The organism is Arthrobacter sp. 10T413_2 (assembly GCF_056394205.1).
Genome location: NZ_JBFTHK010000096.1, coordinates 1 through 16294, shown reverse-complemented (window position 1 = coordinate 16294; position 16294 = coordinate 1). Strand labels below are relative to the sequence as shown.

Sequence of the window (16294 nt, the reverse complement as noted above, 5' to 3'; positions counted from 1 at the left end):
CCGGAGAGGTCCTTGACCGGGGTCCACTGCTTCTGGTTCGTGAAGCCGAGCTGCTCCACGAGCTGGCCGGCGGTGAACTCCTTGCCGCCGACGTTGAAGGAGCGCTTCTCCCGCTCGATCACTTCGATGACGCGCAGGTCGGCGACGTCGTCGAGCTCCTTGACCTCCTGGGTCAGGACGGCGGTGACCACGGTCTTGCCGCGCTTGACCTTGCCGKAGGTGGGCTGAATCTCGCCGTTGAGCAGTTTAAGCAGTGTGGTTTTGCCGGCGCCGTTGACGCCCACCAGGCCCAGCCGCTCGCCGGGAGCGAGGCGCAGGGTGATGTTGTCGAAGAGCTTCTGCCCGGCCTCGCCGCCGAGGAAGTCGAGGGACACGTTTTCCAGGTCAAGGACGTCCTTGCCGAGCCGGGCGGTGGCCATCTTGCTCAGCGCCATCGAGTCGCGCGGTTCGGGGACGTCGGCGATCAGGGCGTTGGCGGCCTCGATCCGGAATTTGGGCTTGGCGGTGCGGGCCGGGGCGCCGCGGCGCAGCCAGGCGAGTTCCTTCTTGACCAGCTGCTGGCGTTTGCCTTCCATCACGGAGGCGGAGCGGTCGCGTTCGGCCCGGGCCAGGACGTACGCGGCGTAGCCGCCCTCGAACGGATCCATGATGCCGTCGTGGATTTCCCAGGTCTTGTTGCAGACTTCGTCGAGGAACCAGCGGTCGTGGGTGACCACGAGGAAGGCGCCCTGGTTGGGCCGCCAGCGGGTCTTCAGGTGCCGGGACAACCAGGCGACGCCTTCGACGTCGAGATGGTTGGTGGGCTCGTCGAGCATGATGACGTCGTGATCCTCGATCAGCAGCTTGGCCAGGGCCACCCGCCGCTTCTGGCCGCCGGAGAGAGCATGCACGTTGGCATGCCAGTCGACGTCGGACACGAGACCGCCCATTACCTCGCGGATCTGCGGATTGCGGGCCCATTCGTAGTCCGCCTTGTCGCCGACAATGGCCGCACCGACGGTGAGGTCGCCGTCGAGGACGTCACTCTGGTCCAGGTAGCCGATATTGACTTCACTGCGCTTGGTCACCCGGCCCGAATCCGGGGTGGCTCGCATGGCCAGCAGGCGCATGAGCGTCGACTTGCCGTCGCCGTTGCGGCCCACCATGCCGATCCKGTCGCCCTCTTCCAGGCCTAGGGTTACGCCGTCGAGGACGGTGCGGGTTGCATACGAGACCGTGAGGTTCTCGCCGCCGAGCAGGTGTGCCACTGGGAACTGCTTTCTTAGGTGTATCGGTGAGGTGTTGCGGTGAAGTTATGAGATGCGGTGCRTCAAAAGCTCCTAAAGGAGCGTATCGGAGATGATGCGGGCGCCGTGCACCGGGCCGTGGACCGCCATCGCATCCAGGCCATGGTGGCGCAGGTCCTCGGCGAGTCYGGCCGCGGCCGCGGGGCTGTGCGCGAGGAAGGCGACGGTGGGTCCGGAGCCCGAGACGATTCCCGCGATCGCGCCGCATGCCTCGCCGCGCCCCAACGTGTCGCGCAGGCCCGGAGCCAGTTCGATCGAGGCGCGCTGGAGGTCGTTGACCAGCACACGGCTCAGGGCGTCGGCGTCGCCGCCGCGCAGGGCCGTGAGGACGCCGGGGTCGACGGCGACCGGCTCCTCCGCCGTGACGCCCTCCGCCGAGCGCAGCCGGTCCAGGGTCCGGTAGACMTCCGGGGTGGACAGGCCGAAGTCGGCCGCGACCAGGACCCAGTCGGTCTGGGCCTTGACGAGGGCCGGTGAAAGGTCGTCGCCCAGTCCCAACCCGACGGCGGTGCCGCCCAGAAGCGAGAACGGGACGTCGGCGCCGAGTTCGGCGGCCAGGTGGGCCAGCTCATCGCGGGACAGCCCGCTGTTCCACAAGGCGTCGCAGGCCAGCAGGGTGGCTGCGGCGTCCGCGGACCCGCCGCCCATGCCGCCGGCCACGGGCACACGTTTGGTGATCTCCAGGTGGACCCCGGTGGCGTGCTCCGAGACGTCGGCCATAATCGCCGCCGCCTTGTAGGCCAGGTTGCGGTGATCCAGCGGGATGTCCACGCCATCCAGGTCCAGGGTGCTCGCATCGCTGATGCTGACGGTGATCCCGCCGGTATCAGTGCTGGTGGCGGCCACTTCCTCGTAGARCGAGACKGCCAGGTAGACGCTGGCCACCGAATGGTAGCCGTCCGGCCGCAGGGGTCCGACGTCCAGTGAGACATTGACCTTGCCTGGAGCCTTGACCCGGACAGTCCTCGCGGCAAAGCGCCCTCTCACTGCGTTCATGGCTCCACGCTATGGCATCCCGGCCCCGGCTCCAAGCACGGGACGGCCCCCGGATGGCTTACAAAGGACTCACAAAGGACTCACAGCGGGCTCCAAAGGAACTCAGCGGGAACTCAGGACTCCTGCTGCGCGTGGGCTTCGGCGATCCTCGCGAACGCCGCAATATCGATCACTTCACCGCGGGCGGAGGGGTCGACGCCGGCGGCCCGCAGGCAGCGTTCGGCCTCGGCGGCGCTGCCGGCCCAGCCGGCCAGTGCCGCCCGCAGCGTCTTGCGCCGCTGCGCGAAGGCGGCGTCGATCACGGCGAAAACCTGTTCCCTCGTGGCAGCCGTGACAGGGGGTTCGCGGCGCGTGAAAGCAACCAGCCMGGAATGGATCTTGGGGGCCGGCCAGAAGACGTTCATGCCGATCACGCCGGCCTTGCGCATGCTGCTGTACCAGGCGGCCTTGACCGAAGGCACGCCGTAAGTCTTGGAACCGGGCCCCGCCGCGAGGCGGTCGGCGACCTCGTCCTGGACCATGACGAGGCCATGCTGCAGGCTCGGGAAGTGCTGCAGGAGGTGCAGGACCACGGGAACGGCGACGTTGTAGGGAAGATTCGCCACGAGCGCGGTCGGTTCCGCGGGCAGTTCCGTGACCCTCATGGCATCGGCCAGGACGAGGTGAAAATTCCCGACGGCGTTCGGCCGCCACTGGTTMACCGTGGCCGGCAGCCGCCCGGCCAGGACCGGATCGATTTCGACGGCGACCACGGCMCGGGCGGCGTCCAGCAGGCCAAGGGTCAGCGACCCGAGACCGGGCCCCACTTCGAGGACCGTCTCATCGGCCCGAATGTCCGCGGCGGCCACGATGCGCCGGATGGTATTGCCGTCGATGACAAAGTTCTGGCCCAGGGTCTTCGTGGGCCGCACGCCGATTTCCTCAGCCAGCCGGCGGATATCGGAGGCGCCCATCAGCGGTGCGGGCGCCGCTGACGGCAGGCTTTCGGGGGCGGAGGGGCTCGGTTCAGTCACCTAGGTATCCTATCCCGGCGCCGGTACGCCACAGGCCGGGCCCGGAGGGATCCGGACCCGGCCTGTGCGTCTCACCGCGGCCGTGGTCAGCGGCCGGCGGCAGACGGACGGTCAGCGGCGGGCGGTCATCAGCCGGCAGTCACGAGCCGGCTGGGCGTGCCAGCAGGGAATGCCAGTTGGGCGTCTTAGCTGGAGGCGGCCCAGCCGCAGCCMCAGGGACCAAGGCCGCGCTGCGCGTAGACGCGGTTGGCGATGTCGATCTGCTGGGCCTTGGTGGCCGCAGCGGCGTTGGGGGCGTAGGCGCCGCCGCCGGCGCCAAGCCAGGTCCGGACGTCGAACTGCAGGCCGCCGTAGTAGCCGTTGCCGGTGTTGATGGACCAGTTGCCGCCGGACTCGCACTGCGCGATCTTGTCCCACATGCCCTGGTTCATCATCGCGGGTGCGCCTGCACCGGTGTTGGCCGCGGGCTGGGGCTTTTCCTTGGTGCCCACAGTGACCTTCTCGGTGACCGGCTGGGCACTGACGGTCTCGGAGACCAGGGTCCGGGCGGCCTCGCGGCCGTCTACGAGGACCAGCTTGAAGCTCTTGGTGGTGGTACCGGCGACGCCGGCCTGGGTGACGGTCTTCTCACCCTTGAACATGTCCGCGCTTTCGGTGGTGAGCGTTTCGAAGGCGACAGGCTCGGTGGTGTTGGCCGTCTTGCTGACATCGACGCGGGAAACCTTGATGACCATGTCGTTGACCACCGGCGCGTTCCCGGGCTGGGAGACGCGGTCGCTGGCTCCGAGCGACAGCCCGGCGTCCTCGAGCACCTTGGCCACGGTGGCCTCCGTCGTGGTGGTCTTGGCCGCCTTGCCGTCCGCGACGATGCTCACGGTCTTCGGCGTCGAGATGGCAACGAAGGAACCGGAGACGGCCAGCTGGGAGTCCTTGGGCACAGACACCTGAGAGGCGCTGGCGACGCCGAGTTCGGTCACGAGCCCCTCGACGGTGGGCGATGTGGTGTTGATGGTCCGTTCGGCGCCGTCCAGGCTGACCTTGACGGCCTTGGCGAGGTTGACGTTGATGACTGATCCGTCCTGCACGTGGGAGTCCGCCGAAGGCGACACCCGGTCGGCTGGCTGCAGTTCAACCTTGGCACCCTTGACGACCTCTGCGACGGTTCCGCCGAAGGTCTGGACGGAGCTGACCTTGCCGTCCACGTTGAGTGTGATCGTCTTGTTGTTGCCTACGAAGGCCACGAGGCCCAGCACCAGTGCCACCAGCACTACGAGCTGGGAGCCAACTTTGACGAAGCTGATCTTGCCGTCCGATGTGAAGAACTTGACCACGATTGCCCGAATCTCTTGGACCTTCCGGGCACGGGGATAAATGCACGCGACCACCCGCCGTGAGCGCGCCAGGKGCGGCTCCGKTAGGGTCCGGAGCGTCACGGAAGATGCGTGCACTGCCTCACCCAAAACGAGAGCGMACATGTGGTTTGTTTGCMACGATGCACGCCCTGCTTCAGTGAAATTATCCGTAGGCCTTCCCCGACCCCGGCTAATAGTTGACCACTGTAACCGTAGCGTTATAAAGCAGCCAAGAATTCGTGCATACCCGGTATGCTTTCGCGGAGGCCGAAAGTGACCGTTTCAGGCCCAGGATCCGTATGCCCGCACGGAATTTTCGGCGATCTGCGCGCACAGTCCGGAAAGCTCCGATCCAGTCACATCGGCCATCGCCCGAACCGTGTACGGAACCATGTAACTCGCATTCGGGCGCCCGCGGTGCGGGTGCGGCGTGAGGAACGGCGCGTCCGTCTCGACCAGGATCCGGGTCGGCTCCGCGATGGCCAGGGCGGCCCGCAGGTTGGACGCGTTTTTGAAGGTCACGGTCCCGGCAAAGGACATGTACCAGCCCTCCGCGTTGCACGTCCTGGCGAGCTCCTCGTCGCCGGAGAAACAATGGAACACCACACGCTCAGGCGCTCCTTCTTCGCGCAGCACCTGGACKACGTCGTCGTGGGCGTCGCGGTCGTGGATCTGCAGCGTCAGTCCGAGCCGTTTGGCGATGTCGATGTGGCGGCGGAACGAATAGCGCTGGTGGGCCAGACCCTCCCCCTCGGTCCGGAAGAAGTCCAGCCCTGTCTCACCGATCGCCCGGACCCGCGGGTGGGCGGCCAGGGCCTCGATTTCKGCCAGGGCGCTGTCCAGTTCGCCGCGGCGGGCGTAGTMGGGGGCATCGTTGGGGTGGAGCGMGACTGCGCCCAGGAGCCGCGCATCGAGCTCGACGGCCTTGACCGTGAACCGTGACGATTCGAGGTCGCACCCCACCTGCACCGCCCCCTGGACGCCCACGGCAGCCGCGGCGTCGAGGGCGTCCGTGATGCTCACGGACAGCTCCGCGTCGGGAAAGTCCAGATGGGTGTGGTTGTCCATCACCGGGACGGGCAGCGGTTCCGGTGCCGGGGGATAGCCGCTGCGTCCGGTACCGTCATTTCCGGGCGACCGGAACGGGACGGGGGTGAGGGGATTGAGCATTCTTCCACCCTAACGGGCGCCCGGATTTACCCGGAACTCTCTGTMAGGCCCKGCAGTTGTGTTAGTAGTCTGTAAGTACTCTGTTATTTCACCGTAAGGAAACAGGCGAACCCCACTGCGGGKCCCGGCGGCCGTTGCCGGTCCGTTCCGGGACCCACCAGGGCTGAAAGGCTGCCGATGGATTACCACCGCACTTCCCTAGACGACACCCTCCCCGAAGGACGGAGCTTCCCGGGCCGCCCCGCCGTRGATGCCKACACCGTTGACGCAGCGCCAGCCGGACACCGCTCCTCCCCGCAGGCGCCGGCAGCCATGGACGCCGGCGACTTCCACTCCGCCAGCACCCGGATCCTCTCTGCCATCAATACGGTGATCGACGGCAAGGCMGAAGCGGCAAAGCTGGCGCTCACGGTGCTCCTGGCCCAGGKCCACCTGCTCCTGGAAGACGTCCCGGGGGTCGGCAAGACCCTGCTGGCCAAGACCCTGGCCCGCAGCATCGACTGTTCCGTCAGCCGGATCCAGTTCACCCCGGACCTGCTTCCATCCGACGTCACGGGCGTATCCATCTACAACCAGGCGACCCGGTCCTTCGAATTCCGGCACGGCGCGGTGTTCGCGAACATCGTTATCGGGGACGAAATCAACCGCGCCTCCGCCAAGACCCAATCCGCTCTGCTGGAGTGCATGGAGGAGCACCAGGTCACGGTGGACGGCACGTCCTACCGGCTGGATGAGCCATTCATGGTGGTGGCGACGCAGAACCCCATTGAGATGGAGGGCACCTACCCGCTTCCCGAAGCGCAGCGGGAMCGTTTCATGGCCCGGATCTCGATGGGCTACCCGGACCGGGAGTCCGAGATGGAGATGCTGGAAACCCATCAGGCGTCCTCCCCGCTGGTCCGCGTGACGGCGGTGGTCACCGCCGCGGAAGTGGCCGGCATGATTGCCACCGTGCAGCAGGTCTACGTGTCCCGGTCCATCAAGGAGTACACGGTGGCCCTGGGACGGGCCACGCGTGAAAGCGGTCTGCTCCGGCTCGGCGCCAGCCCCCGCTCCATGTTGCAGCTCCTGCGCGCGGCGAAGGCCACGGCCGCACTCGATGGCCGGGACTTCGTCCTGCCGGACGACATCATCAGCGTCGCCGAGGCCGTGCTCGCCCACCGGATCATCCTCGACCGCAAGGCCGCCAGCACGGGCGAGACGCCGCAAAGCGTCATCCGTGCCATCATCGGCAAAATCCCCGTCACCCCGGAGGTGACGGGGGCAGCCACCGGCACCGGACGCCCCGGCCGGAACAAGGCCTCGGCCATGGCGGCCGCGCCGCCGGCCCAACAGCCGAATCCGCGCTAGGCAACGGTTCCGCCGTGGCGTGGAGGGATCGGTTCCCGGGACATATCTTCAGCACCCGCGGCTGGGGCCTGCTCGGCGCGGGTGCGATCTTCCTGCTGGCCGCGCAGATCATGGGGCGCCGGGATTTGCTGGCCCTGGCCGTGCTGCTCCTGATCCTGCCGCTCCTGTCGCTGGCCGGAACCCGAGTGTTGAAGCCGAAGTTTCGCGTCTACCGCGAGTTCAGTCCGTCGCCGGTCGAGACGTCCGCGCGCGCCACGGTGCGGCTGGCCGTGGCACGGAGCGGGGCGGGAGCGGGCCACGCGATCATGGAGGAACACCTGCCGGCCCGGTTCGGCGAGTCCCCCGCCTTCCGCTTCCCCGCCCGCACGGCGGCCGGGGGCACAAGCCGCTACGAATACCACCTTCGCTCGGCCAAACGGGGCCAATTCCGGATCGGGCCCGTCACGGCAGAGTTCAGCGACCCCTTCGGCCTGTCCTTCCACCGCCACGCAATCGACGACGGCGACCTCCTCACCGTGACGCCCGCCGCCGTCGAGCTTCCCGCTACGGGGCTCGCCGGTGCCCGCGGACACGACGGCGTTACGGCCACCCGGGTCCGGGCCAATCCGAGCGACGACGACGTCATGACCCGCGAATACCGTCACGGGGATCCGATGCGCCGGGTCCACTGGGCCGCGACCGCCCGCCACGGGGCCCTCATGGTGCGGCAGGAGGAATCCGTCACGACCCCCGAGGCGACCATCATCCTGGACCAGCGCCTCTCGGCCTACCCGCACGGAGTGTTGGGTCACGGCGGCTTTTCTGCGGCCGGCCGCTCCCACTCCGGGCACGCCGGAGCCGGGGACGGGTCCAGCCATGAGCTGCTGACCTGCGACGCCTTCGAATGGGCCGTCACAGCGGCAATGTCGATCGGCGTGCACCTCGCCGACCGCAACTACTCCCTGCGGTTCCTGGACAGCGCGGGCGCGCCCGCCTTCCGGCAGTCGCCGTCCGCTCCCGATCCCGAGGCCGAGGAGTACACGGGAGCATCCGGACTGCAGTCCATCKCGGAAAGCCTGGCCGCCATCCAACTCTCCGGCCCGCACCACACCCACCTGCACCGCAACCGCGCCCACGGCCCCCGCCCGCAGCCCGGCGGCGTCCCCGGGCAGGAGRCAGCCCGCTCCGGGGAAGCCTCAGGGTCCGTGCCGCAGGCCTTCGGTGACGCCCTGCTGGACAAGCTTTCCGCCCACCGKCTGCGGGGTCCGATCCTGGCCGTCCTGGGCAGCCTGACGCCCGCCGAGGCCCGGGCGCTGTCCCCGGCGGCAGCGTTCGGCGCGAACGCTTTCGCGCTGCTGGTCACGGACCAGTCGGACGACTCCGGTKAAGTGTCCGGGGCACTGGAGGCACTGCGGCTGGGCGGATGGCGGGCCGTGGCGGTATCGGCCCGGACATCGTTGCCCGACGCATGGGCGGCCTTCGACCAGGCGGACCCGGCCATGGCCGCTGCCGCCGACGTCCGCCGCGGCGCAGGGGGCAGGCCATGACCCTCGCACCGCAGCGCCGCACCGGGTCCGACGCCGGCCCCTMCGGCACAGAAGAACCGACGGTCCTGTCCCCCGGCGCGGCGTCCCGCAGGGCCGGGCCCGGCGCCCAGCCCTGGGTAATGGGGACCGCCGTMGCGGTGGCCGTCGCGGGTGCTGCCMTCGGCTTCAACGGCGTCCTGCGCGGGTGGGCCTGGTACTCCCCGGTGTTCACCACCGTCCTTGCCGTCGCCTTCAGCATGGCGATGCTGCGGTCACTGCGAGCGCGGACGTGGCTCGTGGCTGCCGGCGGGCTGGCGGCGCTCATCCTGGTCCTGACCTTCACCTTCTTCAGGCAGCACAGCATTGCCGGGTTCATCCCGTCGGCCGAGACCATGGACTACCTGGGAAGGTTCCTCCGCCGGGCCGGCGAAACCGTGCTCGCCGAGAGCACGCCGGTGGCTCCCAACGCCGGAATCGTGATGCTGATCTGCGCCGTGCTCGGGCTGCTGGTGATCCTCGTGGATGCCCTCGCATTCCCGCTGGCGCTKCCGGCCACGAGCGGACTCGGGATCCTGGCCATCCTCGTGGTGCCGGCCATGGTCAAGCCGCAGAGCGTGGGCGTGCTCGGGTTCCTCGGGGCCKCCGTCGGCTATCTGCTGATCCTGGGCTGCAGCCACTGGTTCACACCGKATGCCCGCACCGGCGCCGATACCGCCCGGGACCCGGGACAAATCCGGCGCGGCGCKGTCACGGCCGGGATGGCGCTGACCCTGACGTTGCTGCTGCAGCCGGTCATCCCGGGTTTCGACCAGGGCACGTTTCCGCAGGGCTCGCKGCTGAACCCGTTCGGCAGCGCAACCGGCCTGAATCCGATGATCAGCCTCGGCAGCAGCCTGCGCAGCCCCTCGGGCGAGGGCCGGATCACCTTTGCCACGAACGCGCCGACGACGCCGTACCTTCGTTCGGTCACCGTGGATAACTTCGACGGCGACACCTGGGCACCGGATGACCGGGAGTCCACCCGGCGGCTGGGTACCGGCAGGATCGACTCCGGGTTTGAGAGCGCCGCAACGGAGCTTCGCGTGGTCACGGCGGTCAACACCGGCCAGTTCACGAGTCCCTACCTCCCCGCACCCTACGCGCCGGAGTCGGTCAGCGGGCTGACAGGGCGCTGGAGCTGGGATCCGGCCACGCTCAGCATCAAGGGGGTCGACACGAACTCCCGCGACCAGCAGTACGTGGTTACCTCCGTCAGCCCTCAGCTMACCGCCGGGGTACTGGCAGAGGCCTCACAGCCGGTCGGCGGGATCCCCGAGCTGTTCCTCCGGCAGCCCTCGAACGTTCCGGAGATCGTGCGCACCACGGCCGATACCGTGACGGCCGGAGCCGCCACGCCGTATGCGCGCGCCATGGCCATCCAGACTTACCTGCGTTCACTTCAGTTCACGTATTCCCTGCAGTCCCCTGTGCAGGGCGGCTACGACGGCAACGGTCTGTCCGTACTGGCGGATTTCCTGACCCAGAAGAGCGGCTACTGCATTCATTTCGCCTCGGCCATGGCCGTGATGGCCAGGCTGGAGGGCATTCCCAGCAGAATCGCCGTGGGCTACGCCCCGGGCCGCTCCACCGGCGGCTCCGTGTCCGTTGCGGGCCAGGGTCCGCTGCCCGAGTACGAGGTCGATTCCCGGGATGCCCATGCGTGGCCGGAGCTCTTCTTCCAGGGCATCGGCTGGGTCCCGTTTGAGCCGACGCCCTCCCGCGGCGTAGTTCCGGCGTACGCCACGGCAGCCGCCACGCCCAGCGGCGCCAGCACCAATGAACGCAACGATGCCCTGACCCCCGGGGACCGTTCCACGCCGGCGCCGGTCCCCACCCTGGCCCCTGTTCCCCTTCCGGCGGCCGGGGCCCGGACCCCCGCGGATACGCACCCGGCACAGGCGCTCTACGGTCTGGGAGCGGTGCTGCTGCTGGCACTCCTGGTGGCCTCCCCGCGGCTGGTGCGCAGCGGGGTGCGGCGCCGCAGGCTGACGGCGGCGCCCCATGGCAGGGGCGGCGCGCCGGCAGGAACGGCCGTTCCTGCCTGGGCCGAACTGAGGGACCTGGCCACGGACTACGGCATGGCGCCGGGAGCGAGCGAGACGCCGCGGCATTTCTCCGAGCGGCTGCACGCCTCGGCGGCATTGGGACAGCCCGGCGGAGTGGAGACGCCCGGCCAGCGGGCAGCGGCCGCCCTGACGGAGGACTTTGAACGGGAGCGGTACGGCCGCCCGGCTGGAGCGGCCGGACCTGCGGGCGTCGCCGCATCCGCRGGCACCGCCGGAGCTGCGGGCGCCGCCGACTCCGCCGCGGCCAGGATTGCCCTGGTGCAGGCCGCGCTTCGGGCCAACGCGAAGCCCCTGGTGCGGCTGCGTGCGGACTGGCTGCCGCCGTCGGTCCTGTCCGGGTGGCGGCGGGCCCTCCCGCTGGCCCGACAGGTCCTGTCCCGGACAGCAGAAAGCACCCGGCGGGGCATCGCGGGATCCTGGGGGAAGATCCGCAATACCGTCCGCCGGGTGCGTCGCGGCTAGCCTGCCGCCGTCATCGGGGCCGCGTCAGCCGTCCCGTGTCAGCGAATCCGCGTCAGCGGATCAGGCCCGGCTGATCCCTGTGCCTAGCCGGCGTAGGGGTCGGCGATGCCGATGTACTGGGTGTAGAGGTATTCCTCGATGCCCTCGAGGCCGCCCTCGCGGCCCAGGCCGGACTGCTTGACGCCGCCGAACGGGGCGGCCGCGTTGGACACGAYGCCGGCGTTCAGGCCGAGCATGCCGGTTTCGAGGCGTTCGCCCATCCGGATGCCCCKGTTCAGGTCCCGGGTGAAAACGTAGGCCACGAGGCCGTATTCGGTGTTGTTCGCGAGCCGGACGGCCTCGTCCTCGGTGTCGAAKGTAATKATCGGGGCGACGGGGCCGAAGATTTCCTCGGACAGGATCCGGGTACCCTCGGTGACGCCCTTGAGGATGGTCGGCTGGTAGAAGTAACCCGGGCCCTCGACGGCGGAGCCGCCGGTCACGGCGACCGCACCGGAGTTCACGGCGTCGGTGACGAGTTCGTGGACCTTGTCCCGGCTCTTGGCATCGATGAGCKGGCCGACCTTGGACTCGGCCTCGGTGCCGCGGGCGGTGGTCATGTCCGCCATCTTCGCGGCGAACTTCTCCGCGAACTCGTCCGCGACGGACTCGTGCACGATGAACCGGTTGGCCGCGGTGCAGGCCTCGCCCATGTTCCGCAGCTTCGCCAGCATCGCACCGGCGACGGCGGCATCGACGTCGGCGTCCTCGAACACAACGAACGGGGCGTTCCCGCCCAGCTCCATCGAGGTCCGCAGGACCGTCTCGGAGGCGTCGGCGAGCAGCCGGCGGCCGACCTCCGTGGAGCCGGTGAAGGACAGCTTCCGGAGCCGGGAATCCTTGATCAGCGGACCCGTGGTGGYGCCGGCCGTGGAAGTCGGGATGACGTTCAGGACACCAGCGGGCAGGCCGGCCTCGACCATCACGGCAGCGAACAGCTGGGACGTCAGCGGGGTCAGGTTCGCGGACTTGAGCACCATCGTGCAGCCGGCGGCGACGGCCGGGGCGATCTTGCGGGTGGCCATGGCCAGCGGGAAGTTCCACGGTGTGATCAGCAGGCACGGGCCCACCGGCTTCTTKGTCACCAGCAGCCGGGACTTGCCGTCCGGGGAGACCGAGTAGCGGCCGAACGCGCGGACGGATTCCTCGGAGAACCAGCGCAGGAATTCCGCGCCGTAGGTGACCTCGCCGCGGGCCTCGGCCAGCGGCTTGCCCATCTCCAGGGTCATCAGGAGCGCAAAGTCCTCGGCCCGCTCGGTCACGAGTTCGAACGCGCGGCGCAGGATTTCCCCCCGTTCGCGCGACGGGACCTTGGCCCAGGACTCCTGCGCGGCGGCGGCGGCGTCCAGGGCCGCTTTGCCGTCCTCGGGGCCGGCGTCGGCGATGCTCAGCAGCACCTGGCCGGTGGCGGGGTCCTCGACCTGGAAGGTCTTCCCGGACGCGGCCGGACGCCATTCGCCGTTGATCAGCAGGCCCGTCGGGACCGAGGCCAGCAGGGCCCTCTCCCGCTCCGCGGAAACAATAGGCTGGGCAGTTACAGTCACAACGACTCCCTCGTCAGCAATTCGGTTGGCACTAGTTTGTTGGCACTAGCTTTTTGGCTCTAGCTTGTRATGATTTATTGGCACTGCGTGCCGGTTGAGGCGCTCGTTCCCGTAGGGCCGGCCGCCTGGATTACTGCCACGGTACTGCCGCGCTCACGGGCAAGTCTATGCATGCGCGCACTACGCGATCCGGAAAATGCTGTGCAGCTGCACAACCCATGGGGAACCCGGCCCGCGGCGGCCGGCGAGGCCCCGGGCCGCCCCGGAACCCGTCTCCGGGATCACCGCGCGGCGAGCACCGCGGAGTAGAGTTCGCGCTTGCTGACTTTCGCGTCCTCGGCCACCGCGGCGACGGCTTCCTTCAGCCGGATGCCCTGGGCGATCAGGCCGTTGACGGCGGCCACGTGGTCCTCGGGGCGTCCCGGTTCGCGTTCAGGAGCGCCGCCCACCACCACGGCGATTTCKCCGCGCACCTCGTTTGACTCCGCCCATTCGAGCAGTTCGCGCAGGGTGCCGCGGATGACTTCTTCATACGTTTTCGTGAGTTCCCGRCAGACGGCGGCCCGGCGGTCGGCGCCGAACCGTTCCCGCAGCGCCCTCAGCATCGGMTCGAGCCGGTGCGGCGCCTCGAAAAACACCATGGTGCGCCGTTCGGCGTCGAGGTCTRCCAGCCGCGAGGAGCGTTCGCCTGCCTTGCGGGGCAGGAATCCTTCGAAGCAGAAGCGGTCGGTCGGCAGGCCGGACAGGGCCAAGGCGGTCAGCACGGCGGAGGGCCCGGGGGCAGCGGTGACGGTGAGCCCGGCCGCCACAGCGCCTTCAACCAGCCGGAACCCCGGGTCCGAGAMGGACGGCATGCCGGCGTCGGTCACCATGACCAGGGTCTTGCCGGACCGGACCTGGTCCAGCAGGTCAGCCGTCTTGGCGGCCTCATTGTGCTCGTGATAGCTGATGATCCGGCCGCCCACCGTGATGCCCAGGGTCTGCACGAGCCGGTGCAGCCGCCGCGTATCCTCGGCGGCGACGATGTCCGCCGTCGTGAGCAGCTCCACGAGCCGCGCCGAAGCATCGCCGGTGTTTCCGATCGGCGTCGCCGCGAGGACGATGCGGCCGGGTCCGCCAACGGCCGGAACAGCGGCCGGAACAGTGCCGGGCGCGGCTTCGTCAACGGGAAGGGCGCCGTCGGTGCTGTCTTCGGAGCGAAGATCAAGATGGGGGGAAGTACTCGGTTCGTGGTCCACATGACCAGCCTACTGCCGCCGCGGCACGGCCMGACGAGCACAGCCGCGAAAGGTAGCATGGGCAACGTGACCCAGACCCCCACGCTCCCGCCCGAGGCCGGCGCCGCCGCATCGCCGTCAACAGGGCCGAACAGCGGCAGCGCCGGCAGCCAGGCCCACGGCCGCGTCCGCACCGGCCGCAATCTCGAGGGGCACCGCTGGATCGGCCGCCCCGCCGAGGCTTTCACCACGGAGGCCCTCAAGGAACGCCTGATCGGCAGTATCCAAAGCTGGCGGGACTACCCGGCCTCGCTGCGGCTMTGGTACTGGCTCATTCCCGCCCTCACGGCGGCACTGGGCGGCATCCTGCGGTTCGTCCGGCTGGACACACCCCGCAACCTGGTCTTTGACGAAACCTACTACGTCAAGGACGCGTATTCGTTGCTGGTCAGCGGCTACGAGCGCAGCTGGCCCGACCGGGCGAACGACTCCTTCATTGCAGGCAACCCCGGCGTGCTCCTGAGCTCCCCGGAGTATGTGGTGCACCCGCCGGTCGGCAAGTGGATGATTGCCGCGGGCATGTGGCTGTTCGGCGCGGACAACCCCTTCGGCTGGCGGTTCGGTGCGGCTCTGACGGGKACCCTGTCCATCTTCCTGCTGGCTTTGATCGCGCAGAAACTCTTCCGTTCCCTGACGCTGGGCGCGGTTGCCGGCGTCCTGCTTGCCGTGGACGGCCACCACCTTGTGATGTCCCGGACCTCGTTGCTGGACATCTTCCTCATGTTCTGGCTCCTTGCCGCGTTCGGTGCCCTGCTGATGGACCGCGACGACGGCCGGCGGCGTCTGGMGGCCCGGCTCGGCCGGCAGGCCGCAGCTTCTCCCACGGGACGTMCCTCGGCGCTGCAGCTCACGTCCGGACCMTGGCTCGGCATCCGCTGGTGGCGTCTCGCGGCCGGCATCTGCCTGGGCCTGGCCGTGGGGACGAAATGGTCCGGGCTGTTCTTCCTGGCCGGTTTCGGCCTGCTGACCGTGTTCTGGGACCTCAGCGCGCGGCGCATCGCCGGCGTGCATGCCTGGATCAGCGGCGGCATCCTCAAAGACGGCGTCCCGGCCTTCCTGACCATCGTTCCGGTGGCGGCGGTGGTCTATGGCTTCACATGGACGGGCTGGTTCCTGTCCAAGGACGCGTACTTCCGGCACTGGGCCGAGACCAACCCCTCGGCCGAGTGGGGCTGGCTGCCGAACGCCGTGCGGTCCCTGGCGCATTACCATCTGGAGGCGTACAAGTTCCATCAGGGCCTGAGCTCCGACCACCCTTACGAGGCCAGTGCCTGGACCTGGCTGGTCATGGGCCGGCCGACGTCCTTCTTCTATGAATCCCCCGCCAAGGGCACCCCCGGCTGCGACCTCAGCAACTGCACCTCCGCCATCCTCTCGGTAGGCAACCCGCTGATCTGGTGGGGCGCGGCCGTGTCTCTGGTCATCCTGCTGTTCTGGTGGGCGGGCCGCCGCGACTGGCGCGCCGGCGCGGTCCTGGCCGGGGTRGCGGCCGGCTACCTCCCCTGGTTCATGTACCCGGAGCGCACCACCTTCTTCTTCTACGCCGTGTCCTTCGAACCGTTCCTGGTGCTGGCGCTGGTCTATTGCCTGGGCCTGGTCCTTGGCCAGCGCAGCGACCMCCTCGGGCGACGGCGGTCCGGGTTCTGCMTGGTTGCGCTGTTTGTGGTGGCCGCCGTGCTGCTGTCCGCGTTCTTCTACCCGGTCTGGACCGGCGAGGTGATCCCGTACCAGGAATGGCGCCTGCGGATGTGGATGCCTTCCTGGATCTAAGGCAGGATTGCAGGGGAACGTCCGTCGAACTCCGGGCGGACCTGGAATGGAGACTCGRCTGTGAGAGAAGCAAGCACCGGACTGCTCGTGGAGCTGGACCCGGAGAGCAACGTGACCGACCTGCTCCTGGAGCAGCACGCGAAGGACCCTGTGCACGCCCTCTACTCCCGCAAGGGTCCCGGCGGCTGGACCGACGTCCCGGTCCAGCAGTTCCTGGACCAGGTCACCGCCCTGGCCAAGGGCCTGATTGCCGGCGGACTCACCCCGGGCGACACTGTGGCAGTCATGTCCGCGACCCGGTATGAGTGGACAGTGGTGGATTTTGCCATCTGGTTTGCCGGCGGCGTCACGGTTCCGGTGTACGAGACCTCCTCCGCCAGCCAGGTCGAGTGGATMCTCCACGACTCGGGGGCACGGCGCGTGTT

At 69.0% G+C, this 16294-nt stretch carries 12 protein-coding genes; 5 read left to right on the top strand and 7 right to left on the bottom strand.

Annotation, left to right across the window (positions count from 1 at the left end):
• From AC1DBQ_RS14940 to AC1DBQ_RS14920, 5 genes are all read right to left on the bottom strand, one after another.
• Positions 1-1247 (bottom strand): ABC-F family ATP-binding cassette domain-containing protein (locus AC1DBQ_RS14940; RefSeq protein ID WP_476929250.1); only part of this gene is annotated, 1247 nt, incomplete at its 3' end.
• A 72-nt stretch (positions 1248-1319) separates the two neighbouring features.
• A complete protein-coding gene (locus AC1DBQ_RS14935; protein WP_476929249.1) occupies positions 1320-2282 on the bottom strand; it encodes a 4-(cytidine 5'-diphospho)-2-C-methyl-D-erythritol kinase in 963 nt (320 codons plus the stop codon).
• Between the two features lie 113 nt (positions 2283-2395).
• Complete coding sequence (gene rsmA / locus AC1DBQ_RS14930) at positions 2396-3295, bottom strand: 16S rRNA (adenine(1518)-N(6)/adenine(1519)-N(6))-dimethyltransferase RsmA (RefSeq protein ID WP_476929248.1); 900 nt, start codon at positions 3293-3295, stop codon at positions 2396-2398.
• Positions 3296-3480: 185 nt separating this feature from the next.
• Positions 3481-4626 (bottom strand): ubiquitin-like domain-containing protein, encoded by a 1146-nt coding sequence (locus AC1DBQ_RS14925; protein ID WP_476929247.1) that lies wholly within the window; start codon positions 4624-4626, stop codon positions 3481-3483.
• A gap of 303 nt (positions 4627-4929) precedes the next feature.
• Positions 4930-5817: a TatD family hydrolase gene (locus tag AC1DBQ_RS14920; protein WP_476929246.1), complete on the bottom strand. Its 888-nt coding sequence runs from the start codon at positions 5815-5817 to the stop codon at positions 4930-4932.
• Positions 5818-5994: 177 nt separating this feature from the next.
• On the opposite strand from AC1DBQ_RS14920, the gene AC1DBQ_RS14915 reads away from it, so the two are divergent.
• From AC1DBQ_RS14915 to AC1DBQ_RS14905, 3 genes are read left to right on the top strand one after another with little or no spacing between them, the layout of a single operon-like run.
• Positions 5995-7167, top strand: a complete 1173-nt coding sequence (locus tag AC1DBQ_RS14915; protein ID WP_476929245.1) for an AAA family ATPase — start codon at positions 5995-5997, stop codon at positions 7165-7167.
• A 14-nt stretch (positions 7168-7181) separates the two neighbouring features.
• Positions 7182-8693, top strand: a complete 1512-nt coding sequence (locus tag AC1DBQ_RS14910) for a DUF58 domain-containing protein (protein WP_476929244.1) — start codon at positions 7182-7184, stop codon at positions 8691-8693.
• The gene (locus AC1DBQ_RS14905; protein ID WP_476929243.1) at positions 8690-11239 is read left to right on the top strand and encodes a transglutaminase TgpA family protein; all 2550 of its coding nucleotides are present in this window, start codon (positions 8690-8692) and stop codon (positions 11237-11239) included. The genes AC1DBQ_RS14910 and AC1DBQ_RS14905 overlap by 4 nt, the downstream gene beginning before the upstream one ends.
• Before the next feature lie 83 nt (positions 11240-11322).
• Here AC1DBQ_RS14905 and AC1DBQ_RS14900 read toward each other — a convergent pair whose 3' ends face one another.
• Both AC1DBQ_RS14900 and rsmI read right to left on the bottom strand, forming a co-directional pair.
• Entirely contained in the window at positions 11323-12822 is a 1500-nt protein-coding gene (locus AC1DBQ_RS14900; protein ID WP_476929242.1) for an NAD-dependent succinate-semialdehyde dehydrogenase, read from the bottom strand.
• 281 nt (positions 12823-13103) lie between these two features.
• Positions 13104-13925 (bottom strand): 16S rRNA (cytidine(1402)-2'-O)-methyltransferase, encoded by an 822-nt coding sequence (rsmI, locus tag AC1DBQ_RS14895; protein WP_476929251.1) that lies wholly within the window; start codon positions 13923-13925, stop codon positions 13104-13106.
• A 192-nt stretch (positions 13926-14117) separates the two neighbouring features.
• On the opposite strand from rsmI, the gene AC1DBQ_RS14890 reads away from it, so the two are divergent.
• Both AC1DBQ_RS14890 and AC1DBQ_RS14885 read left to right on the top strand, forming a co-directional pair.
• Positions 14118-15869: a dolichyl-phosphate-mannose--protein mannosyltransferase gene (locus AC1DBQ_RS14890; RefSeq protein WP_476929241.1), complete on the top strand. Its 1752-nt coding sequence runs from the start codon at positions 14118-14120 to the stop codon at positions 15867-15869.
• Positions 15870-15929: 60 nt separating this feature from the next.
• Positions 15930-16294 (top strand): AMP-binding protein (locus AC1DBQ_RS14885; protein ID WP_476929240.1); only part of this gene is annotated, 365 nt, incomplete at its 3' end.